Annotated in this window: 15 protein-coding genes; 10 read left to right on the forward strand and 5 right to left on the reverse strand. The window is 49.5% G+C overall.

Annotation, left to right across the window (positions count from 1 at the left end; genetic code table 11):
• Positions 1-212 precede the first annotated feature (212 nt).
• Positions 213-1,022, reverse strand: a complete 810-nt coding sequence (locus tag HMPREF1492_RS02230) for an AraC family transcriptional regulator (RefSeq protein ID WP_035435502.1) — start codon at positions 1,020-1,022, stop codon at positions 213-215.
• Between the two features lie 438 nt (positions 1,023-1,460).
• Here HMPREF1492_RS02230 and HMPREF1492_RS02235 point away from each other — a divergent pair, with 438 nt between their 5' ends.
• The gene (locus HMPREF1492_RS02235; protein ID WP_232215590.1) at positions 1,461-3,476 is read left to right on the forward strand and encodes a YidC/Oxa1 family membrane protein insertase; all 2,016 of its coding nucleotides are present in this window, start codon (positions 1,461-1,463) and stop codon (positions 3,474-3,476) included.
• Positions 3,469-5,628 (forward strand): sulfatase-like hydrolase/transferase, encoded by a 2,160-nt coding sequence (locus HMPREF1492_RS02240; RefSeq protein ID WP_035435541.1) that lies wholly within the window; start codon positions 3,469-3,471, stop codon positions 5,626-5,628. Before HMPREF1492_RS02235 ends, HMPREF1492_RS02240 begins: the two co-directional genes overlap by 8 nt.
• 186 nt (positions 5,629-5,814) lie before the next feature.
• On the opposite strand, the gene HMPREF1492_RS02245 is transcribed toward HMPREF1492_RS02240, so the two are convergent.
• Complete coding sequence (locus HMPREF1492_RS02245) at positions 5,815-7,473, reverse strand: hypothetical protein (RefSeq protein WP_035435504.1); 1,659 nt, start codon at positions 7,471-7,473, stop codon at positions 5,815-5,817.
• Positions 7,474-7,617: 144 nt separating this feature from the next.
• Here HMPREF1492_RS02245 and HMPREF1492_RS02250 point away from each other — a divergent pair, with 144 nt between their 5' ends.
• On the forward strand, positions 7,618-9,021 hold the full coding sequence (locus HMPREF1492_RS02250) for a glycerophosphodiester phosphodiesterase (RefSeq protein ID WP_035435506.1): 1,404 nt from the start codon (positions 7,618-7,620) through the stop codon (positions 9,019-9,021).
• A 238-nt stretch (positions 9,022-9,259) separates the two neighbouring features.
• A complete protein-coding gene (locus HMPREF1492_RS02255) occupies positions 9,260-11,155 on the forward strand; it encodes a heavy metal translocating P-type ATPase (RefSeq protein ID WP_035435508.1) in 1,896 nt (631 codons plus the stop codon).
• 101 nt (positions 11,156-11,256) lie between these two features.
• Here the strand turns inward: HMPREF1492_RS02255 and trmB are convergent, their stop codons facing one another.
• Together trmB and yfbR are read right to left on the reverse strand one after the other, a co-directional pair.
• Positions 11,257-12,084 (reverse strand): tRNA (guanine(46)-N(7))-methyltransferase TrmB, encoded by an 828-nt coding sequence (trmB, locus tag HMPREF1492_RS02260; protein ID WP_035435510.1) that lies wholly within the window; start codon positions 12,082-12,084, stop codon positions 11,257-11,259.
• Positions 12,085-12,120: 36 nt separating this feature from the next.
• The gene (gene yfbR, locus HMPREF1492_RS02265; RefSeq protein ID WP_035435512.1) at positions 12,121-12,738 is read right to left on the reverse strand and encodes a 5'-deoxynucleotidase; all 618 of its coding nucleotides are present in this window, start codon (positions 12,736-12,738) and stop codon (positions 12,121-12,123) included.
• 280 nt (positions 12,739-13,018) lie between these two features.
• On the opposite strand from yfbR, the gene HMPREF1492_RS02270 reads away from it, so the two are divergent.
• From HMPREF1492_RS02270 to HMPREF1492_RS02280, 3 genes are all read left to right on the forward strand, one after another.
• On the forward strand, positions 13,019-14,266 hold the full coding sequence (locus tag HMPREF1492_RS02270) for a metal-dependent hydrolase family protein (protein WP_081933327.1): 1,248 nt from the start codon (positions 13,019-13,021) through the stop codon (positions 14,264-14,266).
• Between the two features lie 125 nt (positions 14,267-14,391).
• On the forward strand, positions 14,392-15,537 hold the full coding sequence (locus tag HMPREF1492_RS02275) for a CobW family GTP-binding protein (protein WP_035432683.1): 1,146 nt from the start codon (positions 14,392-14,394) through the stop codon (positions 15,535-15,537).
• Between the two features lie 81 nt (positions 15,538-15,618).
• Entirely contained in the window at positions 15,619-16,470 is an 852-nt protein-coding gene (locus tag HMPREF1492_RS02280) for an NAD-dependent protein deacylase (RefSeq protein ID WP_035435514.1), read from the forward strand.
• A 139-nt stretch (positions 16,471-16,609) separates the two neighbouring features.
• On the opposite strand, the gene HMPREF1492_RS02285 is transcribed toward HMPREF1492_RS02280, so the two are convergent.
• The gene (locus HMPREF1492_RS02285; protein ID WP_035435516.1) at positions 16,610-18,277 is read right to left on the reverse strand and encodes a putative manganese-dependent inorganic diphosphatase; all 1,668 of its coding nucleotides are present in this window, start codon (positions 18,275-18,277) and stop codon (positions 16,610-16,612) included.
• Between the two features lie 251 nt (positions 18,278-18,528).
• Here HMPREF1492_RS02285 and HMPREF1492_RS07750 point away from each other — a divergent pair, with 251 nt between their 5' ends.
• From HMPREF1492_RS07750 to ettA, 3 genes are all read left to right on the forward strand, one after another.
• A complete protein-coding gene (locus tag HMPREF1492_RS07750) occupies positions 18,529-19,335 on the forward strand; it encodes an MORN repeat-containing protein (protein ID WP_232215591.1) in 807 nt (268 codons plus the stop codon).
• Complete coding sequence (locus HMPREF1492_RS02295; RefSeq protein ID WP_035435519.1) at positions 19,325-21,136, forward strand: acyltransferase family protein; 1,812 nt, start codon at positions 19,325-19,327, stop codon at positions 21,134-21,136. The genes HMPREF1492_RS07750 and HMPREF1492_RS02295 overlap by 11 nt, the downstream gene beginning before the upstream one ends.
• Positions 21,137-21,845: 709 nt before the next feature.
• A complete protein-coding gene (ettA, locus tag HMPREF1492_RS02300; protein WP_035435521.1) occupies positions 21,846-23,525 on the forward strand; it encodes an energy-dependent translational throttle protein EttA in 1,680 nt (559 codons plus the stop codon).
• The last annotated feature ends 85 nt before the right edge of the window (positions 23,526-23,610 follow it).

Raw genomic sequence — 23,610 nt, forward strand, 5'->3', positions numbered from 1 at the left:
CAACTAAACGCGTTTTTTACCTTTTTCGGCACATAATTTTGAGCTCAAAAATTACGTATTCATGGAAATGAATATAACAACCGGATTATGCAAAAAAGGTCAGAACAAAACGTTCTGACCCTTTGATTTGCAATAAAACCTGCGACCAGTTTTGCCACAAGTAATTGGGCAAGTATTTTCTGCAAGCAGCAACTGGCAATCTCAAGCAGCAACTACTTAATCAGGATGTTTCCCTCATAGCTGTCATGAACGTCTTGAGGCGTGACGCCCATGTGCTTCTTATATAGTCTGCTGAAATAGAACGGATCGCTATAGCCAACTGCCTCGGAAGTCTCGCGCACAGAAAGGCCAGATTGAAGCAGCTGTTGAGCATGATCAAGACGCTTTGCGATAATGAATGTCATTGGGCGAACGCCAAATGTTTGGACAAAATTGTTGGAGAAGCGCTGAGTGCTCATTCCGCAACGTTTAGCTAGGCCAGGAATGGTAATCGGATCTGCAAAGTGGAGCTCAATGTACGTGCGAGCCTCGGCCATGCTCTCCTGAACCTTTTGGCTGTTGGTGAGTAGGAACATAGACTTGATGAGCTCGGTGCCATTGACAATCTGAGCAACACGATTGTCCAGCGATGGGGTGGTGTTAAGTTTTTCCAGGTCAAGCACCTTATCAAGAATGCGGTCGAATCCTTGAGGATCAAATGCATAGGCATTGAAGATTGGGCTGGTGACATCGCCCTGAATACCATCATAGTAGATGTTTACATGGTCAAATGAGCGTCCGTAAAGGGTCCGATACGTTACGGTCTGACCTGCAGGAACATGTACAACCGTGGTTCCTTCGCAGACAAATTCATTTCCACCAATAGTAATCTCGGCAGCTCCAAAAACAGGAATGATGAAAACAGAATGAGCAAGCGAAAAGGTAACTTGGGAGTCAGCAATCTTCTGTTGGCGGTTGATCGAAAACACACTATACGTCTGCCGCGAATAGGTCTCTTTTAGCTCCTGCAGATTAGCCTGCATAGAATCTCCTCATTTCAAAAGCGCTCTAATGCGCCGAATATTAAAAATAACATGGAGAGTATTTTAGCCAGCAGAACCGCGATTGCAACCCCAAAATCAAATAAAATGCCATTTCAGGGGTTAAATTTTGATTAACGAGAAAGACAATTGCCTACGTAACTTTTATAGAATGATTTTAAAAAGAACAATTTATGAATAAATTTTGTCCATTAAAATTAAAGATTCTACATTTTGATTGTTCGCTTTAAACTGCCGATAAATAGCGTTTTTTGATACCATAAATTAGTTATGCACGAATGGATACTTCAGGTTAACTTTGGATACTGCAGACTTCATTTAGATGCCGTAGCTTTCTTTTAGCCTGCCATGGATTCCATTGGTTTTGCAGGTCTTAGGTTTTATTGGCTTCTGTAGAGGTTTCTCGTAGAAGGTTTGTATATGGAGCAGCTTGCATACGTTTTTTCACTTATTGTTCAGCCCGCATACGACTTGACCGGCAGTTGGTGGGCGGCAATCTTCCTTTTTACTCTTGCAACTAAAATCATCCTGATGCCTCTGGCTCTCTGGACGCAGCAAAACTCTATTGTTATGGTACGCCTTATGCCTGAGGCCTTCCGCTTGAAGACGCGCTACTTCGGCGATAGAGAGACCATCGAGGAGCGCTCCAATGAGCTGAACAAAAAGGCAGGTTATCACCCGCTGCTGAGCCTTATTCCTCTGGCAATCCAGGTTGTCATCCTGTTCGGCCTGGTTGACGTCATCCATGGCATCACTGATTCTGGCGCACCTGGCACAGAGTTTTTGGGCATGACCCCAATCATCGACGGCGGTATCACCTGGATTATGCCACTGGCAGCAGCTCTGTCCTCGGTCGCTCTTGGCCTTGCTTCTAACAAGCTGAATCCACTTCAGCGCGAGCAGTCTCGTGCCGAGAAGAACACCACAAACGGCCTTTCTATTGCAATGTCACTGGTACTTGCAGTCTACGTTGTCTGCGGCATGGCGTTCTACTGGGTTTGCTCAAACCTTCTCTCAATTCTGGTCCAAATTGTCTGTAACATCATCATCGACCCTCGTAAGCAGGTTGATTACGACGATCTCAACGCTGCTCGAGACGAGTTTGAGGCAATGGACGCAGCAACCAAGTCCACTCACAAGTGGTTCCAGCGCGATCCTCATGCCGCTCGCGAAAAAGAGGATTACAAGCGCTTCTTTGACACCATCGGCAAGCACCTGGTTTTCTATTCTGAGTCAAGCGGCTTCTACAAATACTTCCAGGGCGCCATTGAGTGGCTGTTGGCAAACTCTGACGTCCGTATCCACTATGTCACCTCTGACCCTAACGACCAGGTCTTTGAACTGGCAAAACAGCAGCCTCGTCTGATTCCGTATTACTTGGGTCAGCGTCGCCTCATCACGCTTTTCATGAAGCTCGACGCTGATGTTGTGGTAACTTCCCTCGGCGACCTGGAGAGCTCCTACATGAAGCGCTCCTACGTGCGCAAAGACGCTGAGTACATGTACATGTGCCACCACATGACCTCCATGACAGTCACCTCGACGCGCAACGAGTACACCTACTACGACGACGTCCTCTGCGTTGGCCCTCATCAGCAGCACGATCTTGAGCTGGTCGAGAAGTACTACGGCACGCCATCCAAGAGAAAGCCTGCTATTGGCTACGATCTTCTCGACAGGTCAATCCAGAACTACCAGAAGCAGAATCTGGGCCAGCGTAAACCTGGCGAGAAACCCCTGTTGTTGATTGGTCCTTCGTGGCAGTATGACAACTTGATGGATAGCTGCCTTGACGGCCTGCTTGAGCAGCTCATGGGCCGCGGTTGGCGCATTGTGGTCCGCCCACACCCAGAGTATTTGAAGCGCTATCCTGCCCGTATGGAGGAGATTCTTGCTCGCTACGCTGACGCGGACCCAGAGGAGCTCTCCTTTGAGACCGACTTCAGCTCCAACACTTCGGTTCTCTCGGCTGACCTGCTCTTTACTGACTGGTCGAGTGTTGCCGAGGAGTTCTCGTTTACCACGCTCAAGCCGTCGGTCTTCATTGACACCGCAATGAAGGAGAATAACCCTGACTGGAGCAAGATTCATTCGGATCCATGCGACATTACGCTCAGAAACGAGATTGGCCGCAGCTTTGATCCTAAGGACCTCTCGGGCCTGGGCGACGCGGTTGCGCAGATGCTTGAAGAGACCGACAGCTGGTCGCACAAGATTGAAGAGATTCGTAACAACATGATCTTTAACCTCGGCCACGGCGGAGAAGCCGCAGGTAAGTTCATCCTCGAGCGCGTTTTGGCGCACCAGGAGGGAATTGCGGACGTTGATGTCGAGAAGACCTACGACGCCGAAACCACAAGCGACGCCGCAACCGAGGGCAACGCCAATGCCGCAGGCGACGGTGACGCCGAGAAGGACAGTGATTTCCGTGCGTAAAACGGCCACTTCATCTGTGAAGACACCAGTCAGCGCCGCCGCTCACAAGACGCGTTCACTCTTTGTGCATGCTGCATTGTATGTTGCAGTGCTGACTCTAGTCTGGTGGGCACTTCTGCCAGCAATCGCTCAGGCCTACGTTGATCCGTCAGTTATGACCTACACCATCCAGGCACTGGCAGCGGTCGTGGTGGCACTTTCAGCGGTCCTCGGTGTTGCATTTAGACGTTCTCGTAAGGTGCTCTTTCGTCTGCTCAAGATTGACGAGAACGCAAACAAGATTGTTGAAGGTGCAGTACACAAGGTAGATATAAAGGGCGCTGAAGCAGCAAATACTCAGATGAAAGAAATTCTTGCGGCAGAAGCAATTCGTCTTAAAGAGCAAAAAGAGGGCACCCTCAAACCTAAGGGTCGCATTGGTGTTGCGTTCCTTGTCTCGTTCTTCACCGTCTTTACTATTTTGGTCGTAGCCCCACTTGAGTTAGTGGCTAATAGTGCGCGAGACCTTTCTTTTAACCTCAATGATGTTGCAGGTCCTGTTATTCTTGCGGGTCTTGTCATCACGCTCATTCTTACCGCAGTCCTCTCCCTGCTGCGCAAGCGAGTCTTTAATGTTGCCGTTGCATCTGTGGGAGCTATCGGTGTGGCGTCATACATTCAGGCAGTGTTTTTGAATGGTGGTATGCCGCTTGCTGATGGACATGCAGTTATCTGGTCAGACTTCACAACCCAAATGATTGTTTCTGGTATCATCTGGCTGGCAATCATTGCAGCTGCAGTGGTCTTCTCGCTTTTAAGAGCACGCCAGTTTCGAACAAGCCTTCTAGTAACCGCAACAGGTCTTATCATTGTCCAGGCAGTGGGTGTTGCAAGTTTATGGGGACCTGCTGTAGCTGCTTTCACAGATGTAAACACAAGAGAATCTCAACAAATTTATGCCACAAGAGATGGTCTCTTTAACGTATCTTCCAAGAAGAACGTTGTGGTATTTGTTTTAGATACCACTGACACTGCCTTTGTACAGAAGCTTTACGATGAGTACCCAGAGACATTTGCGCCTCTTACGGGCTTTACTTGGTATAGAAACTCCGTGGGATCAATGATTCCTACGCGCTACGGTATTCCATCGCTGCTCTTTGGTTCTCGTCCTCAGCCTGGTGAGAATTTCAACGATTTTGTCTACAACTGGGCACAAAGTGATCAATATCTCAAGGATATTCAGGATGCTGGATATCAAGCAGGTTTGTATACAGACCAGTTGAACTACTCTCACTACAGGGACACGGCGCAGAAGTATTCCATCAACTACCACGAACCCCGTGGTCGCGGCATAGATAACCAGCTTGACGTGCTAGGTGCGCTGTGTATTCTCTATAAGACGGCGCTCTGTAGAGATATGTCTTGGGTGTTTAAGCCTCACTTCTGGTATTACACCGAGGACCTCAATATGCGTATGCGCAAGCCAGCCAACCTGGACGAGGTTGACCTTTCTTCCCAGCCTTACACCGAGGATGACCTCAAGTATTACCAGGAGCTTCAGCATTACGGACTTTCGATTGATGACAGTGCTGGTCAGAAGGGTTCATTCCGCTTCATCCACCTTATTGGCTCGCATCCACCTTATATTCTTGATCGCAACGTTGAGCGTACTGAGGATCCAAGTAAGCAAAACGTTGACGAGCAAACTATGGGCGCATATAGGATTGTTGCGCAGTATATTGCTGAGCTTAAGCGCCTTGGGGTGTATGAGAATACATCTTTTATTGTCACCGCTGACCATGGTAATTGGTATTCAACTGAAAGAGATATTCAGACACCTTCTGCCCCAGTTATCATGTATAAACCAGCTGGTCAGACTGCTGAAGAGGCCGCTCAGCCTATGCAGGTTTCTGATGCGCCTGTCTGGCACTATGACATTTTAGCCCAGACGCTTAAGGACATGGGCGCTGACCAGCAGATGCTGTCCAACTACACCACACCGCTTGATGAGTCTTATGAAGGAGAGGCTCGTCCTCGTTACTACATCGAGACACTCTCTGATGGCAGGCGAGATACTTTTGTCAGGGAGTTTGTCGTCAACGGCGATGCCAACGATATGAAGAATTGGAGCCTCACGGGCAACGAATGGTCTGTTGAACCATGGCACGACTAAACTAGGCATCTGGTAAGAGAGTCTGGCAACAGCCCTCTGGCGAGAAACCCGGTGCACTTGGCAAAAAACTCGGTGTACCCGCCGTCGAGAAATCCAACTACAAAAAAGCCGCGTCTACACGACGCAGCTTTTTGCTAACCAGTTATGCGAGCTGTTCTGCGAAGGCAGCTTGCTCGTAAGCTGGGACTACTGTGGCAAAATCCAGGTAGGAAGACCATCAGAGAAGATACGTGCGAGGGGGTACGCCTCTTTAATAGTCAGTGTTGCAACAACGTGATAAGGGCCTTCTGCTGACGCTTCAAATACCAGCACAAGGGGTTTCTCGCCATCAGAGGTGGGAAGCGCAAGGTAGGTGCAGCACTTGGACGGATTGTAGAGCTCAACAGCCATGCGCCATCCACGTTTGGCTGTTCGTAAGGCGTTTTGCACCAAAGGAGAGTTGTCATCAAATCCGCAATCAGAATCAAAGAGCAGGGGCGAGGCAACTGGGACGGGAAGCGAGAAGTCAGCGTCGGTATGTATGAGCTGCTGCTCGTTCTTTCTGTAGACGTACGCTGCGGAAAGGCAAGCTTGCGCTGCCTGCAACGAAGGAGCGTCGCTCAGATAGGTGGTGCAAAGCGCGTTCCAGTCGGAGACAGGAGCCTCATTCATGACTACGTCAACTGGGTTGACTGGCAACTGCTTTGCTGCAGCAGGAAGTTTTTCCCATGAAGCAATGCTAGATTTTGGCAGTCCGCGAAGCACGTCAACTGTCTGATCATGTAGTTCATCTGCGGAAACACTGAGCTTCAAGAGTGTCCAGGGGCGCAGAGCTCCGCGCTTAGACTTGCGAATAGTAGCGGTAATAACGTCGTCTGTCTGCGGTTTCTTATAACGCGTATTGAATGTAAATGTACCGCCCTTTGAAATGAGTGCGTGAGAAGACTCGGCAAGTTTGAAGTCTTCTTCTAGCTGTTTGAGGACGTTGGCGTCGACAGGAGCCATCTGATACAAAATGCCGAGAAGCTCGTTGTTAACGTGGACGTCTTCCTCAAAATTGGCAGGGTATGTTGGGATGGGGGTAGGAGTCTCATTCTGATTGATTACCTGCGTAGAAGCTTGGGGCTCAGAAGTTGTAGTGCTAGAGGTAGAACTTGTTGCACTCATTGCCTGCTGCAATATTGAAGGAGCAGCCTCGAGCGTCTTCTCTTCATCGGAGCCGTCGTAGGGGTTGTAGGTTACGGTAAGCGAGATGGTTGGCTCGGGTACTGTTGGTTCGGCCGTTTTAGACTCTGTAGCTGACGTTTCGGTTTCGGCAGGTTCTGGAGCGGCGTCATCGGCAGATTCTTGCTGGAGGTCTTCTTCAGGCACCTCATCAGCAGATTCCTCTGCGACCAGTGCTGTTTCTGCAACAGATAGTTCCTCCGAGCTCTCTGCGACAGGCAGCTCCTCTGACTCCGTCGATTCTTCCTGTGCAGGAAGTTCCTCAACTTCAGGTTCTGTCTCAACTACCAGGTGTTTCGGCTTGAGAGCACGAATGGATTTAGCTCCACGACGACGCTTCCATGGTTTGTCATTGCTTTGCACCTCGACGTTTTTCTCGCCAGCAGCAAGGGCAACCTCAAAGGTATTAAAGGTCAGAAGCGTTGCGTAGACATAACCCTTTTTAAACGCCGTGATTTTGATGAAGTCGGGGCATGCTTCCATAAGCGCGCGGATGTCGTCAAAGCCAAAATCCTGCGGCGCAAGGTCATCTTCAATCAAGACGCCCTCAACGGTAGAAAGGGGAGTTTGTTTGGAGATGCCAATGGTTGCTTTGAGTAGTTTATACAGGTAAAGAGCGTGTTCTTGTTTTATAACAGCCATGATACTCCTGAGATAGTAGTTAATGGACTACATACTACTTGATTTTGAACAGACAAAGATACTGATTGCGCTCAGAAAGTCGTAATATGTGGCAAAAAGCGCCAGCTGGACTGATAGAATAAAGCTAGATTGAAGGGAGCCCACATGATTGGTCGTTTTATTAAGAGGGCTGCAGTTAGAGCTGCAGGTTTAGCAATTACTCAGTATGCCGCAAAGGCAGCACTTCAATCCGAGGCTGGAAGAAAGTTGCTTGCCACAACGGCTTCTAAGGCTGCCAACTTGGCTGGCAATATCGCTAAAGAGCAGCTTACAGCTGGTTTTAATGCTCACGTAAGACCAGCACTTCCAAGCGCTGATACTATCCAATCGTCAGTAGCTCGTGCTCAATCTGCGCTTCGTTCAGCTCAGACTTCTGTTTTGGCTGCTCAGACTCAGCTTCAGTCTAATCTAGAGAACCGTTTTTCTCGCCCAAAGAACAAGCTTTCAAAGCAGCTGGCAAGCACTGCTGAGTCGCTTGAAGAGATGGGGGAGACCCTGGCTGATTATCAAGACGCTGCTACAGACATTGCAGTTGCAGATGCTGTTGAGGGAATTGCTGCTCAAAATGGACAGAACTCTGACGCTCTGTTAGCCTCTACCAAGAAGCGCAAGACGTTTAGAAATGCGGCAATTGCTGGTGGCGTTGTGGCTGGTGCTGCTCTTGGTTTAGCTGCATACGGTGCTTATTCTATTGCTCCTCGCAAGCAAAATGACCGCCTGCTCCTGGAGCGTTGGCACGAGATTGCACGTCATCGCTATGCTCACCGAGGTCTCTACAACAACGAGGCAGGCATTCCAGAGAACTCCCTGCTTGCCTTCCGTGCAGCTGTCGAGAAGGGCTTTGGCTCCGAAGTTGATGTTCACCTGACCGCAGATAATAAGCTGGTTGTTGTTCACGATTCTGCACTTGATCGTCTCTGCGGCGTGCAGAAGATTGTTGAGGAGTCCACGCTGGAGGAGCTTCGTGGTCTCAGACTGCTTGCTACTGACGAGCAGATTCCAACATTTGAGGAAGTCCTTGAGGTTTATGCATGGAGTGGTTCCGGTGAGCTGCCTGCGCCTTTGATTATTGAGGCTAAGACGCGTAACAATAACGCTGAGCAGCTGACAGAAAAGATCATGCAGGCTCTTGATCTTCGCCCTGTTCGCGCCTGCATCGAGAGCTTTGACCCACGCGTTTTGCAGTGGCTACGTCAGAACCGTCCTGAGATGCTTCGTGGCCAGCTCTCAGAGAATTTCTTGGTTGACCGTCAGACTAAGCACATGAACATTGCTACGCGAGCCGGCGCTACAGCTCTCTTTGGTAATTCGGTTGGTCGTCCAGACTTCATTTCTTACAAGTTTGAGGACCGCAAGAACCCCTTTGTAAAGCTGGCTTGCAATACCATGGGTGCACACCTTATTACTTGGACCGTTAGGAATGAGGAGGACATGATTGCCTCCGAGCTTGAAGGTGCGCCTGTCATCTTTGAGGGATTTATCCCAACTCCTGCGTCGCTGATTAATTAGTCTTTCAATTGGCGAGAAGACCACCTGGCGAGAAGATCGTTTGGCTAGGATTAAGGTCAAGCCTAAGACCAGAGCTACGGCCAGGAGTACGTCTAAAATTCTCTGTTTATCTGGGACTCCACGGGTTTCTCGCCCGTGGAGTTTCTTGTGAAAAATTCTTTGAAATTGTCGTATGAATATATGTACATATATTAATTTAAGGAGTAGACTAGGCGTAACAACAACCCAAGGAGGAGCTATGGGCTCAAAGACAAAGGTGAAGATTGCTCGCATTGTCTGTTCTGCTGTTTTGTTAGGTATTGCTTACGCGGTTGAACATGCATTTAAGCTGCAACTTTGGCAGGCACTTTTGATATACCTGTTGCCTTACGCTGTTGCGGGATACGATGTTGTTCTAGAAGCATGGGAGAGCATCACTGAGGGTGAGTGTTTTAACGAAGACCTGCTCATGACCATTGCTACCATTGGTGCCTTGCTTATTGGTTTTGTGCCTAACGGCTCTCCTATGTTTGATGAGGCTGTTTTTGTCATGCTGTTCTTCCAGGTAGGCGAGGTGTTTGAGCACCTTGCTTCTGACAACAGCAAGAAATCAATTGCTAATCTTATGGATATCCGTCCTGACAGCGCAACGGTTGAACGTGACGGACAGCTGCTTACTATCTCTCCAGAAGAAGTTGGGCTAGGAGAGATTATTGTGGTAAAGCCTGGCGACCGTGTCCCTGTTGACGCAGAGATTGTCGAGGGTTCTACCAGTCTTGATACCGTTGCTCTTACTGGTGAGAGCGTGCCTCGTGATGCAACAGTGGGGGATAACATTATCTCGGGCTGCGTAAACCTTTCTGGTGTGGTACGTGCCCGCGTTACTCACCTCTTTGAAGACTCTACTGCTTCCCGCATCATTAAGCTGGTAGAGAGCTCAAACCAAAACAAATCCAAGAGCGAGAGTTTTATTCGTCGTTTTTCTCGCGTATATACTCCAGCTGTTGTTTACGGTGCCATTGCGCTGGCATTTTTGCCACCACTGCTCTCGGGAGACTTTGTGGGCAACGCATCAATCTGGATTGTAAGAGCACTGACCTTCCTTATTGCATCTTGTCCGTGTGCGCTGGTAGTTTCCGTGCCACTGGCCTTCTTTGGCGGTATTGGTGCTGCTTCGAAGGAGGGCATCCTAATCAAGGGCTCTGCGTACATTGATATGCTTTCTACCCTTGATACCGTTGCCTTTGACAAGACCGGTACGCTGACTGAGGGTGTTTTTGAGGTTCTGGCTGTTCATCCTCAGGCCATTGGCGAGAAGGACCTTCTGCACCTAGCTTCTCACGTTGAGATGCACTCCACACACCCCATTGCTGCAGCTCTTCGTGCTGCTTATCCAATCGAGGACGATGACTGTGTTATCACGGACATCAAAGAAATTGCTGGTCAGGGCATTTGCGCTAACGTGAATGGTAAGAGTGTTGCTGTTGGCAACAGCGCACTTATGGAGAGCGTAGGAGCTTCTTGGAAAGCGTGCGAGAACCACGGAACCATCATTCACGTGGCTGTTGATGGGACCTACATGGGCCACATTGTTATTTCTGACCGCGAACGAGCTGATGCTCCAGCAGCAATCGCTTCCCTCAAAAACGTTGGCGTTTCTAAGGTTGTTATGCTCACGGGCGATAAACGCGACGTTGCAGAAGAGATTGCAGCTAAGATGGGTATCACCGAGGTTCGCTCTGAGCTGCTTCCACAGGATAAGGTAGCTGCGGTCGAAGGCCTTCTCGCCCAAAAGACAGCTGGTAAGTCCCTTGCTTTTGTCGGTGACGGCATCAATGATGCACCCGTTCTTGCACGCGCTGATGTAGGCGTTGCTATGGGCGGTTTGGGGTCTGATGCTGCTATTGAGGCCGCCGACGTAGTTCTTATGGACGACAAGCTTTCTAAGCTCTCAAAGGCCGTAAAGATTGCTCGTCATACCTTGGGTATTGCAAAGCAAAATATTGTGTTTGCTATTGGAGTTAAGGTTGCTGTTTTGATCCTTGCAGCCTTTGGTTTGGCTCCCATGTGGCTAGCGGTCTTTGGAGACATAGGCGTTATGGTGCTTGCGGTTCTTAATTCCACCAGAGCTCTGAATATAAAGTCGATCAAGTAAAAGAGTCAGGGCTGCTGGCCTAAAAAAGAGCGCTCGCAAAGGAGCGCTCCTACAAAGGTTGTTTTGGCAAACAGCTGTTTCTACACATAGCCAATTACAAATTATTGAGCCTTCTTACGAAGTCTACGAGCACGGTTTGCAAGATTGCGGACCGTGCTTTCCATTCCATGAGGAACGTAGGTTAGTGACTCTAAATCTTCTGGAAGGTAGTCAACAAGACTGACAGGCTCTGTGGGTGTGAAATCTGCTGGTACAGGACCTGGAGCAATCAGGTAGGCATGAACCTTAGCGCCTTGGGCGCCAAGTTTTTGTTCGTACTCACTAGGAACATCGTGAGGAAAATCTGTCTGTGCATCTCGCGTTTTCCAAATAAAGTTGTAACCAGCAACTTCAACTTGCTCAAGAGAAAAATCAAAAAGTGGCTGACTGTCCGTTTTAAGACGAACAACGCCCTCTTTAGCCAAAACATTTCTATATTGCATAAGACGCTCAGCATCAGTGAGACGCATCTTTGCCTGCCTGATTCGAGGAAATGGTGCAGGGAAGTTGAGATAAATAACAGAGACCTCTTCTGGCGAGAAGTACTCATCTATCTTCATGCCGGTACCAGGAACTACGATGGCGTTAGGCACTCCTGCTTCATACATTGTTTTAGCAGCATATGAAATACAGATAGGTTCTGTATCAATGGCTACAAAAAGCACGTTAGGATTTGCCTTAGCTTGAGCGGCAGTAAAAGATCCCTTGCCGCAGCCAAGGTCTACACGGACCTCAGAGAAGGGAACATGTCCCTCAGCAGTAATTGGCGCACACGCAGAAGCCCACGTACCTCTCAAAGCCTCTGGATGAGGCTCAATGACGCTGGAATACGCCTCTAAGCGCTCTTCCAGAACAAAGTTTTTAGGCAAACGTGCATGTAGTGCGCGCAAAGCAACTCCTCAACAAGTGGGCAAAATCAGCGTTTTTTACAGAAGCTGATCAAGCGTTTCTCCGTACGAAGGTAGGAATTCTGTCATAAAATCGCGCACTTCTGGAAGAGAATCTGCTAAATCTTCAACAACTCCACGAGTTGAGGCTTCAGCGGTAATAAATTCTGAGTTTCCAGACTGAGCCTCCTCAATACACTTAATGAGCGCTGCAATCTTATCTGCAGCTTTAATAAGCTTTCTAAGATAAGCTTCACTCTCTGAAGCCTCAGCGCTGTGAGTAAGCACCTGAGCATAGGCGTCTTGCAGGTCTTCTGGCAGTGTGGAGAGAATGGTTTTCTCGGCACGTGCCTCTACCTGATGATATGCATCTCTAATCTCTGCATTAGCATACTTTACCGGCGTGGGCATGTCTCCGGTGATAATCTCTGATGCATCGTGATACATACCAATAAGAGCTGCACGATCTGCGTCAAGATTTCTGTGATAGCGCACATTTGCAATAGTTGCGAGGCAGTGAGAAATAACGGCCACGTCAAGGGCGTGTTCAGCAAGGCTTTCTGAGCGAGAATTGCGCATAAGCGACCAGCGTTCAATGTAGCGCATGCGAGAAATAAGTGCAAAAAAGCTGGACTGCGACGAAGAATTCTGAGACATTGCCCCTCCTTAATTTGTTTTCTCAACCTTACCACGGATACCGGACAAAAACTGTTTTGACACAACTATGCAATGTAGTCATAGCAAATATGAAGTAATCAAATACTTTAGATGTTTATATGAAATTATTGATATCTGAACATCCGTTCATGGGTATTTTTGCTCCGCTTACCGGCAACCATGGCTAACTTATTCCAAAGGAGTTAACCCGGGCTTACTATGCAAGTAAACCTCGTCCGTTTAAAAGAAGTGAGCGGACAACAAAGGAAGGATGGGAAACATGAGTAAGTATGCTTTTGTAGGCGGCAAGCTCGTTGACGGTACTGGCGCTGCTCCAGTTGAGGACTCTCTTGTCCTTATTGATGACGACAAGATTACCTATGCTGGTCCTCGCAAAGAGGTCCCAGAGGGATATGAGGTACGTGACGCATCCGGTCATACCGTAATGCCTGGTCTTGTTGATACACACCTGCACTTCTCCGGCAACCTGACCGACAACGATAACGACTGGGTTATCGAGTCCGTTGCTCAGAAGCAGGCATGCGCAGTCAAGCAGGCTTATGACGCTCTTACCCACGGCCTTACCACTGTCGTTGAGATTGGCCGCAATGGTATTGCTATCCGCGACCTCGTTAACATGGGCATTATGCAGGGTCCTCGTATCTTTGCTACCGGCCTTGGCCTTTGCCGCGTTGCTGGTCACGGTGACTCTCACCACCTGCCACTGCAGATTTCCAAGGACGGACACCCTTGGGGCGACCAGGTAGACGGTCCATGGGAGCTTCGTAAGGCAATCCGCCGTCGTCTTCGTGAAGAGCCTGACGGCATCAAGATCTGGGCAACCGGTGGCGGCATTTGGCGCTGGGACTCCGACCGTCTGCAGCTCTTCTGCACCGAGGAGATCAAGGCAATTGCTGACGAGTGCGCACTGGTAGGCATTCCTCTGTATGCTCACTCTTACAACAACTTTGACGCTGCATATGACTGCGTCCGCTTTGGTTGCAAGCAGCTCATTCACGGCTTTGAGCTTGACGAGCGCACCATGAAGCTTATGGCTGAGCAGGGAACATACTTCACCCCAACCATCGGCTTCCTGCCAACTTGGTACGGAACCTATCCACCAGACTGGACTCCAGAGCTTGACGCATTCCCAGGCGAGACTGTTGTCGAGAAGGGCCTTGCACGCACCTATGCTAACCTGCGTAAGGCTTATGATATGGGTATCACCATTACCATCGGTTCCGACTCCTTCAGCTTTGTCACTCCTTACGGCTACGTCACCATCGATGAGATGTATGACTTTGTCGAGAAGGTTGGCATCTCCATCCTTGATACTGTTGCAGCTGCTACTTACAACGGCGCAAAGATGCTGGGCAAGGAGAACGAGTTTGGTGCTGTTAAGGAAGGCCTCTCTGCTGATATCCTCGTAGTCAAGGGCGACGTTGCTAACAACATTCGCGACCTCACGCCTGAGAACATGGACGTCATCATGAAGGAAGGCAAGATTATTGATCGCGGTAGCTTCTAAGCTTCCAGCTCGATAATTTGTAACGCGAAGGTTGGGCCCTGACTCACTTAAGCGTCAGGGCCCACTTTTACAGTCAAGAAGTTTATTCTTTGATATAAAAGTTTGACATTTGATAGGAGCTCACTATGTCTGAACCAAAGCAGGTGAAAATTGTGCTGCTTACCGGCTATTTAGGCGCAGGTAAGACCACTATTTTGAACCACATTCTCTCTAATACTGAAGGTATTCACGCAGCAGTCATTGTCAACGACATTGGCGAGATTAACGTTGATGCTGGTCTTATTAAAGACGGCGGCTACGCTAAAGAAGGCGACGTTATTCCTCTAACTAACGGTTGCCTCTGCTGCACCCTTTCTAATGACTTGGCACTTCAGTTGGGTGATTTGGCCGATACCGAGGAGTTTGACTACATCATTATTGAGGCTTCAGGTATCTGTGAGCCAATCCCTATTACCTATAACATTTCTGCATTCTGCAATCAGAGCCAGCATGCAACTAACCACTCTCACCTCAACCTTGATAACATCGTCGCAGTTGTTGACTGTGCTCGCATGTTTGAGGAGTTCCACAACGGCGCCGATCTTCTCGACCCAGATATTGAAGAGGATGACATCGAGAACCTGCTTATTCAGCAGATTGAGTTCTGCTCTACGCTGGTACTCAACAAGACCGATCTGGTTACTCCAGAGCAGCTCCACGAGCTCAAGGCGCTTGTTCGTGGCCTGCAGAAAGACGCCGTTATTGTTGAGGCGGTCAACGGTGACATTCCAATGAGCGAGCTTATCAATACGGGCCGTTTTGACTTTGACAAAGCTTACGCCTCCGCTGCCTGGATGGATGCAATGGAGCATCCTGAGGAGCACGAGGACCCAGAGGTTTTGGAGTACGAGATTACTACCTTTGTGTATCGCCGCCGTCAGCCATTTGACCTGGACAAACTTAACCAGTTTGTGGCTAGCTGGCCAAAGAATATCATCCGCGTCAAGGGTAGCATCTGGATTTCGCAAGACCCCGAGATGAGCTACGTATTTGAGCAGGCTGGCAAGCAGGTCCAGTTCTACGAGAATGGCATGTTCTACGCATCGCTGCCAGAGGATGAGCGAGAAACCCTTCTTGACGAGAAACCCGAGCTACGCGCAGAATGGGATGATGAACTGGGCGATCGTCAAACTAAGCTGTGCTTCATTGGCCGTCATATGAACCATGAGGAAATTGAAGCCGGTCTGGATGCATGCCTTACTGAATATGCTCCTGACGAGTTTGACTACTAGCGTTTTCAGCGCCAAGAGCTCCGGCGCTTGAGACGAGGGACCCAGTTTATCCGGGTCCCTTTTTTAGGTTAGAGGTGCCTAATGACCAAGATTGAGCAGCTTAAAGACTGGATTCAGTCGTCAGATAACATTGTTTTCTTTGGTGGCGCAGGCGTGTCAACGGAAAGCGGTATTCCTGATTTTAGGGGTACTAACGGTCTGTATCGCCAGGGCGGCATCAAGGTAGAAAACATGACCATTGGCCTGGGCCAAGACGGCTATGACATGGGAAAAGAAGCCTACGACCTGGGAAATGGAGTAACGGTTGACCCCGATAACGAGGAGTCTTTTGCCTACAGTAAGGCGCCAGATTTTACGCTTGAAGAGATCTTCTCGCTCGATGTGTTTTTTGATTACCCCGCAGCGTATTACACGTATTTTAGAAACTCTCATCATTTGGGGGAGGCTCAGCCAAACATTGCTCACAAGTGGCTGGCAGACTTGGAAGCTGCGGGAAAGTTGCGCGCGGTGGTGACGCAAAACATCGACGGACTGCATCAAGCTGCTGGTAGCAAGCGTGTGTTTGAGCTCCATGGCAACGAGACGCGTTTTTATTGTCCCGAGTGCGGCCACACCTACACGCTTGATCAGATTGAAGAGCAGTCGTCTGTGGTGCCGCTCTGTCAATGCGGCGCAGTTATTAGGCCTGATATCGTCTTTTACGGAGAGGGCCTTGATATGGACACGGTTTACGGCGCGCTGAATGCTATCTCACAAGCGGAGGTTCTTGTAGTTGCAGGAAGTTCGCTGGTAGTGCAGCCTGCCGCTGGTCTTCTCGACTACTACGAGGGCAACAAAATGGTCATTATCAACGATCAACCCACACCGTACGATGGTCGCGCCAATCTGGTGATCAGAGACAGAATAGGAGCCGTCATAGAACAGCTCCTGTAGAAAAACGCCTACCCGCGAAAGTGCAGGTAGGCGTTATCATTTCAATCAATGGCGAGAAATCCGACGCGCGAGAAACCCGACGAGCGAGAAAGTTGCGCAGTGGAAGCTCGCATAAGGCGCGACGCGCGAGAAACCCGTGTTAGTTGGCGGTTTCCTCGGCGAGCGTCTGAAGCGTTGCCATGAGAGATGGAACAACCTGCTTCTTACGGCTGACAACACCTGGAAGAACAGCAATGTTGCCATCAACCTTTACGTTAAAGGCGCGCTCGATGACGTTGGCAGCATTTGCACCGTAGAAGAGCATCTCGGTGACCTGGCTCTTAACATCGGTGAACATGTAGAAGACCATTGGAAGCTCTTCGGACTTAGCGGCAGTCTCCAAGAATGGTCCAACAAGTTCCTCTGCAGCTTTGCGGCTGGACTCGGTCATGAAGGAGCCCTGGCCAACACCAAACTTTACGCCGCCACGGCTGAATACCTTGTAGTCACCGTGGAAGACTTCTTCTGCAGTACGACCAGTGAGGTCTGCTCCAGCGTCAAACATTTGCTCAGAGTAAGCGTCAATGTCTTCTCCGCAAATCTCTGCAAGCTTCTTACCAGCAACAATATCGCGCTCGGTGCAGGTAGGGGAGCGGAATGCAAGGGTATCTGAAAGAATTGCAGAGAGCATGAGGCCAGCAATATTCTTTGGAATCTCGATGCCGTACTCGTGGTAGAGGCCATAGATGATGGTGCAGGTGCAACCAACAGGGACGTTTCTAAAGGTAATTGGGTTGGAAGTCTCAATGGAGCCGATGCGGTGGTGATCAACAATCTCCATAATCTCTGCCTGCTCAAGACCATCAACTGCCTGAGTGCGCTCGTTGTGGTCAACAAGAATGACATGCTTCTTACGAGGATTCAAAAGACCAGGACCGCTGATAAGACCAGCAAAAGTTCCGTTCTCGTTGATAACAGGGAAGAAGCGGTGCCTTGAGTTGGTCATTTCCTTACGAGCATCATCAATTGCGGTGTTGACGCTGAACTTAAGGATGTCGTCAGTGAGCATCTTCTCACGTACAGGCATAGACATGATAAGCAGGCGAGCTACCTCAAAGGTATCGCGAGGAGTGCTGATAATAGCGCAATCACGCTTTTTAGCCAGGTCAATGACGTCCTGAGCAATTGGAGCATCGCAAGAGACAATAAGGCAGGAAGCGCCGTGCTCAACTGCGATAGTCTGGTTCTCATGGTTGCCAGCAACAACAATGATATCGCCAGCGTCAACAATCTCTGAAAGGGCGGAAGCGCTGGTACCAACGCGAATATTGCCCTGCTTAACAACGCCCTGAGGATCACCAAGAACCATGGTGCCACCAAGCGTAGAAACGATATTTGCATAGCTTGTCTTAGCCTTAGAGAGCAGGTTTGGCTCGGAAAGGCTCATGTTTGCATTTGCAATATCTTTAACGGCAATCAGGCCGGTAAGCTCTTCTTCCTCATCAGTAACGCAGAGTGTATCAAGCTTAACGTCCTGCATGAGCTGCCAAGCAGCATAGAGGCTCATTCCAGCATCAACTTTTGGCTGAGCTTGAATTTCTGCATCTTTGATCTGAGGAGTAACCGTAGTAATAAGCTGTGGCTCTTCGAAGCCAAAGTGATTTAGGACAAACGCAGTCTCACGGTTGAGTGAGCCAGCGCGACGAGCTTCATAGATAGGGTTATCAATCTGATTTTTGAGATACGCATAAGAAATTGCAGCACAAATGCTGTCTGTATCTGGGTTCAAATGGCCAATGATATTTACTTTACGAATTGCTTCTGCCATCTTCGCCTCCCTGATAATGTCGATGATGTAACTTTCTAATTAGAACACACTTTAGTAAGCACATTTTGTTTCTTTTTTAATACCACCTTGTAGTGTACCCCTCTCTCTTTTTACTTAGAACAGAAAATCGCAGAAAAACAGCGGGCGTACCTGTGAATCTGGTAAATGTGTATAGGACAAATGACAATTCAAAAGTTGAAGGAAATTAGTACAATGAAATAGTTAACAAATCGATTGAATTGGAATACCTAGTGAGTTCTCCTACGCGTTTTTCTGCTAAAAAAAGAAACGCTCGTCATATGGTTAAAGCAGCGCACGTCCCTGAGCCTTCATCTGAGGCAAGGGAAGTTGCACCTGTAGAAGCACCTCAGGCTCCCGTAGAGAAGGCTGATACTACGGCAAGTCCAGTGGCCTCTCTGCAGACTGCTTCTGAGCAGCTTTCATCTGCTTTTACGTCGTTTGCGCAGCGTAAGCCTGCAGAAGTGTCTGCTGCACAGCCTGCAGAAAAGTCCGTTACACAGCCCGCAGAAAAACCTGCAGAAAACATGCGGTCTAAAGTTGAGCCAGAAAAAGAGAAGCGTCAGAAAACGCCTCTATCTGCCCGCAAAAGCATTCGTGTGGAGAAGCGTCCTCGCAATCAAGCAGATCCAGAACCAGAGCAGCGTCATTCTCGCCCGGTGAGTGCGGGCAGAAGAAAGCTCGAGCTGGTAAGCGTTGTTGCAATTTTGGTGCTTGCGGTGCTCTCGATTGTTCTGGTTAACCGACCAAGTCAAAAAACGCTGGTATTCGGCGACAATCAGGTGACGTATACCGGCACTACCATTCAGGGAAAGATGAATGGTCAAGGCAAGATGACTTTTGAGAATGGTGATACCTACGAGGGAGAATTTGTCGACGGGTATTTCCAAGGTACGGGAACGTATACTTCAAAAGATGGCTGGACGTACGAAGGTCAGTTTGTAAAAGGCCAGGCAGACGGACAGGGAAAGCTCACTACGCAAGACAACATTGTGTACGAAGGAACTTTTAAGCAAGGGATTTATCAAAGTGCGAATTAAATGGTTTTCGCTTGTACGTATAACAGGACTTGTTTTAGTCCTCATATATCACTTTTTTAAGGACGCGCTTCCAGGTGGCTTCATTGGTGTCGACGTATTCTTTACGTTCTCGGGCTATCTCATCACGGCTCTCTTGATTGACGAGTTTGCTCGCTTTAGATCCATCGACGTCATTGGTTTCCTGCGCAGGCGTTTCTACAGAATTGTGCCGCCGCTTGTGTTTATGGTGCTTGTATGCATGCCGTTTCTTCTGCTTGTGCGTACCGAGTTCATTTCCGGTATTAAGTATCAGATTGCCGCAGCTCTTGGCTTTGTAACTAACTACTTTGAGATAGTTCTGGGCAACAGCTATGAGAATCAATTTGCTCCTCACGTGTATCTGCACACCTGGAGTCTTGCCGTTGAGATGCATTTTTATGTGCTCTGGGGTTTGTGCGCCTGGCTGCTTGCTTGCATGAGCAAAACAATTAGAAGCTATAAGGTAAAGATTGCTGGAGCTTCCCTGGTGCTGTTCGTTGTTACTTACTTGGCGATGGCCAACGGCGCCCAAAACTCCACGAATCTTTCTATCCAGTATTTCTCGACGCAAACGCACGTGTTCCCCTTCTTTATCGGTGCGCTTTTATCGTGTGTTGCAGGAATTGCTCAGACGGGCGAGCTCTTTGACCAGCTCGAGCAGAAGCTTTCTACTCAGCTAACGCTTGTGGGCCTTGTGGCAAGCTGCGGCGTTCTTGTCTTCCTGAGCGTCTTCATGCACTTCGAGGATCTCTTCACGTACACCTTTGGTTTCCTTTTTGCCTCGCTCGCAGCAGCCGCAATGATTTTCTTTGCTCGCATGTTGCATCAAAAAACCGAGGGTATCAACGAGCCTGGCATCGTTTCTTTTGTGGCAGATACCAGCTACGGCGTGTATCTGTTCCACTGGCCTTTGTACATTATTTTTGCCGAGAAGGTCGATCCAGTCCTAGCTGCACTCCTAACCCTGGTGCTTTCGTTTGTATTTGCAAGCTGCTCGTTCTATGTACTTGAGCCAGCGCTGGCAGGGAAGTCTCCGGAGATCTTCTCGCGCATCAAGCTTGATGGTCAGAAGGTTTTGCGAGGTACCGGCCTTGCGCTTATTCCTTTTGCTGCGGCCGTTGCCTTTATTGCGCTAACCGCTCCACAGCTTAGCGATTTCCAGAACGATCTGCTGCTCAATGCTTCGTTGCAGGAGCAGAGTACCATGACCATGACTCGCAAGCATGCGGATACCTCGCAGGCAAGCAACTACAACGTTGTTGAGGGAGTCACCTACATTGGCGATTCTGTTTCGCTGCGCGCTCGTTCTTACCTGCAGGATGCGCTGCCCGATGCTCAAATTGACGCTTCTGTTAGTAGAAACGTGGCGATGGGCGTAGATTTGCTGCAGTCCGCAATCGACAACAACACCCTCTACCAGGACGTTGTTGTTGCCCTGGGCACCAACCCTGTTGGCGGCTCCGATGCGGTTGATAAGATTGTGGACATGCTACCGCGTGGACATCGTCTGATTTTTGTCACTCCGTATGACGGTAGAAACTCCGATCCAAATGCTGGTGCAAATGCTATTCGCGCACACGAGCTTGAACTCGCTCAACAGTACGATTTCATTACCATTGCGGATTGGGCACAGATTGCTCAGGATAATCCTGACATTTGGGCAGGTACTGATTACGTTCACTTTGGCTCTGATTCAGATTCCATTAATCGTGGTGGCACCCTCTACGCGCAGATGGTCAAAGATGCCGTAGATAAAGCAAATCAGGGCCACGTAAAACCATAAAAGCCTACGTCAAACCATAAGCTCACTTAAACCACAAAGGGCCACGTCAAACAAAAAAGCCTACGTTAGCCCACAATTTTGTTGCCATTCTTCCTACTCGTTCGTAACGACGCGGTTGAATGGCAATTTACAGTGCGGTTGTGCTATATAGCTTGGAGATTTGGTGTCCCTTGCGATAAACCATCCGAAGACGGCTATCTAACGCGAGCCATGATCACATTTAATGGGTCAATTCATTATTATGTATAAATAATGACAAATATTCGTAATGATGAATAGCTATATATAAATAGTTTAACTACCACTATTTTCGAGCCTCTAGCTACACACCTATGTCGGATAATCTGCTTAATGCGAGGCAAAAAACACACTTAAGTCCAATAATCTGCAAGATATAGAGGTTTTGAGTGCAATGTATATGCCTTTTGAGCAGATTATCTGACATAGGTGTGTTTTTGCATTCCACGTCGCACCCTCGCGTCTCGCGTCGCACCCTCGCGCACCACATCGCACCCACGCGCACCACATCGCACCCTCGCGTCTCGCGTCGCACTCTCGCGCACCGCATCGCGCCCTCGCGTCTCGCGTCGTGACCTCGCGTTTTGCAGACGTATCCTCTTTCCCGCTTCTCTACTGTGGAGTCCTCGCAATATTTCATTAGAATGGACTATGTGAATATTTCATCTGACAGCCCCTTAAGGAGGAGCACATGGCAGAGTTTGTCTATCAGATGTACAAGGCTCGCAAAGCTGTCGGCGAGAAGGTCATCCTTGATGACGTCACCGTCGGCGTGTATCCTGGCGCAAAAATCGGCGTCGTGGGTCCAAACGGCATGGGAAAGTCCACCCTGCTTAAGGTCATTGCCGGCATAGAGGACGTCTCTAACGGCGAGGCAAAGCTTACCCCAGGTTACACCGTTGGCCTGCTCCAGCAGGAGCCGCCGCTGGATGAGACCAAAACGGTCAAGGAGAACATCGAGCTTGCCTTCGGTGACCTGCTTGCCAAGATCGCTCGCTTCAACGAGATCGGCGTTGAGATGGGCAACCCTGACGCCGATTTTGACGCGCTCATGGCAGAGATGGGCCAGCTCCAGACCGAGATCGACGCAGCTAACGGCTGGGATCTGGACAGCCAGCTCTCTCAGGCAATGGACGCTCTCCAGTGCCCAGACCCAGATTCTCCCGTCATCCATCTCTCTGGTGGCGAGAAACGCCGTGTAGCCTTGTGTCGTCTGCTTCTTGAGGCACCTGACCTGCTGCTTCTTGACGAGCCTACCAACCACCTTGACGCTGAGTCGGTGCTCTGGCTTGAGAAGTTCCTGCACGATTACCCCGGCGCCGTCATGGCCGTCACGCACGACCGCTACTTCCTCGACGACGTCGCCGAGTGGATCTGTGAGGTTGACCGCGGACAGCTCTATCCTTATGAGGGCAACTATTCAACTTACCTGGAGAACAAGGCAGCTCGCCTTGAGGCTCAAAACCAGCAGGACGCCAAACGTGCAAAGAAAATGCGCGCTGAGCTGGAGTGGGTTCGTTCGTCTCCTAAGGCTCGCCAGGCAAAGAACCGCGCGCGTCTTGATCGCTATGAGCAGATGGAAGCAGAAGCTCGTGCATCCAAGAAGCTCGACTTCACCGAGATCCAGATTCCTGTGGGTCCGCGTCTGGGCCAGAAGGTCCTGGAGGCCGATCACATCCACAAGGCCTTCGGCGACCGCGTTCTTATCGACGACCTCTCGTTTAGCCTGCCAAGAAACGGTATTGTTGGCGTGATTGGCCCTAACGGTGTCGGTAAATCCACGCTGTTCAAGGCTATTGTTGGCCAGGAGGAGCTCACTTCTGGCACGCTTGAGATTGGTGAGACGGTTCAAATTTCTTACGTTGACCAGCTGAGGCAGGGAATCGATCCAGATAAGACTATCTGGGAGGTTGTCTCTGACGGCAATGATTTCATCAAGGTGGGAGACACCGAGATTCCAAGCCGCGCCTATGTGGCCAGCTTCGGCTTCAAAGGACCTGACCAGCAGAAACGCGCTGGCGTCCTTTCTGGTGGCGAGAGGAACCGTCTAAACCTTGCCCTTACGCTTAAGCAGGGTGGAAACCTCCTGCTTCTGGACGAGCCTACCAACGACCTCGATATTGAGACGCTGGAAAGCCTTGAGGATGCACTTGAGCGCTTCCCGGGATGCTCAGTGGTAACCAGCCACGACCGTTGGTTCTTGGACCGCATTGCTACGCACATCCTTGCGTGGGAGGGCGACGACGAGAACCCAGGCAAGTGGTTCTGGTTTGAGGGTAACTTTGAGGCTTACCAGGCTAATCGTATTGAAAAACTTGGGCAGGAGGCTGCTCGTCCTCATCGCATTCACCGCAAGCTCACCCGCGACTAACGTATAGGTGGCGCAAGCGCAGCGCATTCAAATAGAAGATAAAAATAGTAACTATTTTTATCATTAAGATTTTGTGCAATCTGTT

This window comes from Atopobium sp. BS2 (assembly GCF_000565075.1).
GTDB lineage: Bacteria > Actinomycetota > Coriobacteriia > Coriobacteriales > Atopobiaceae > Lancefieldella.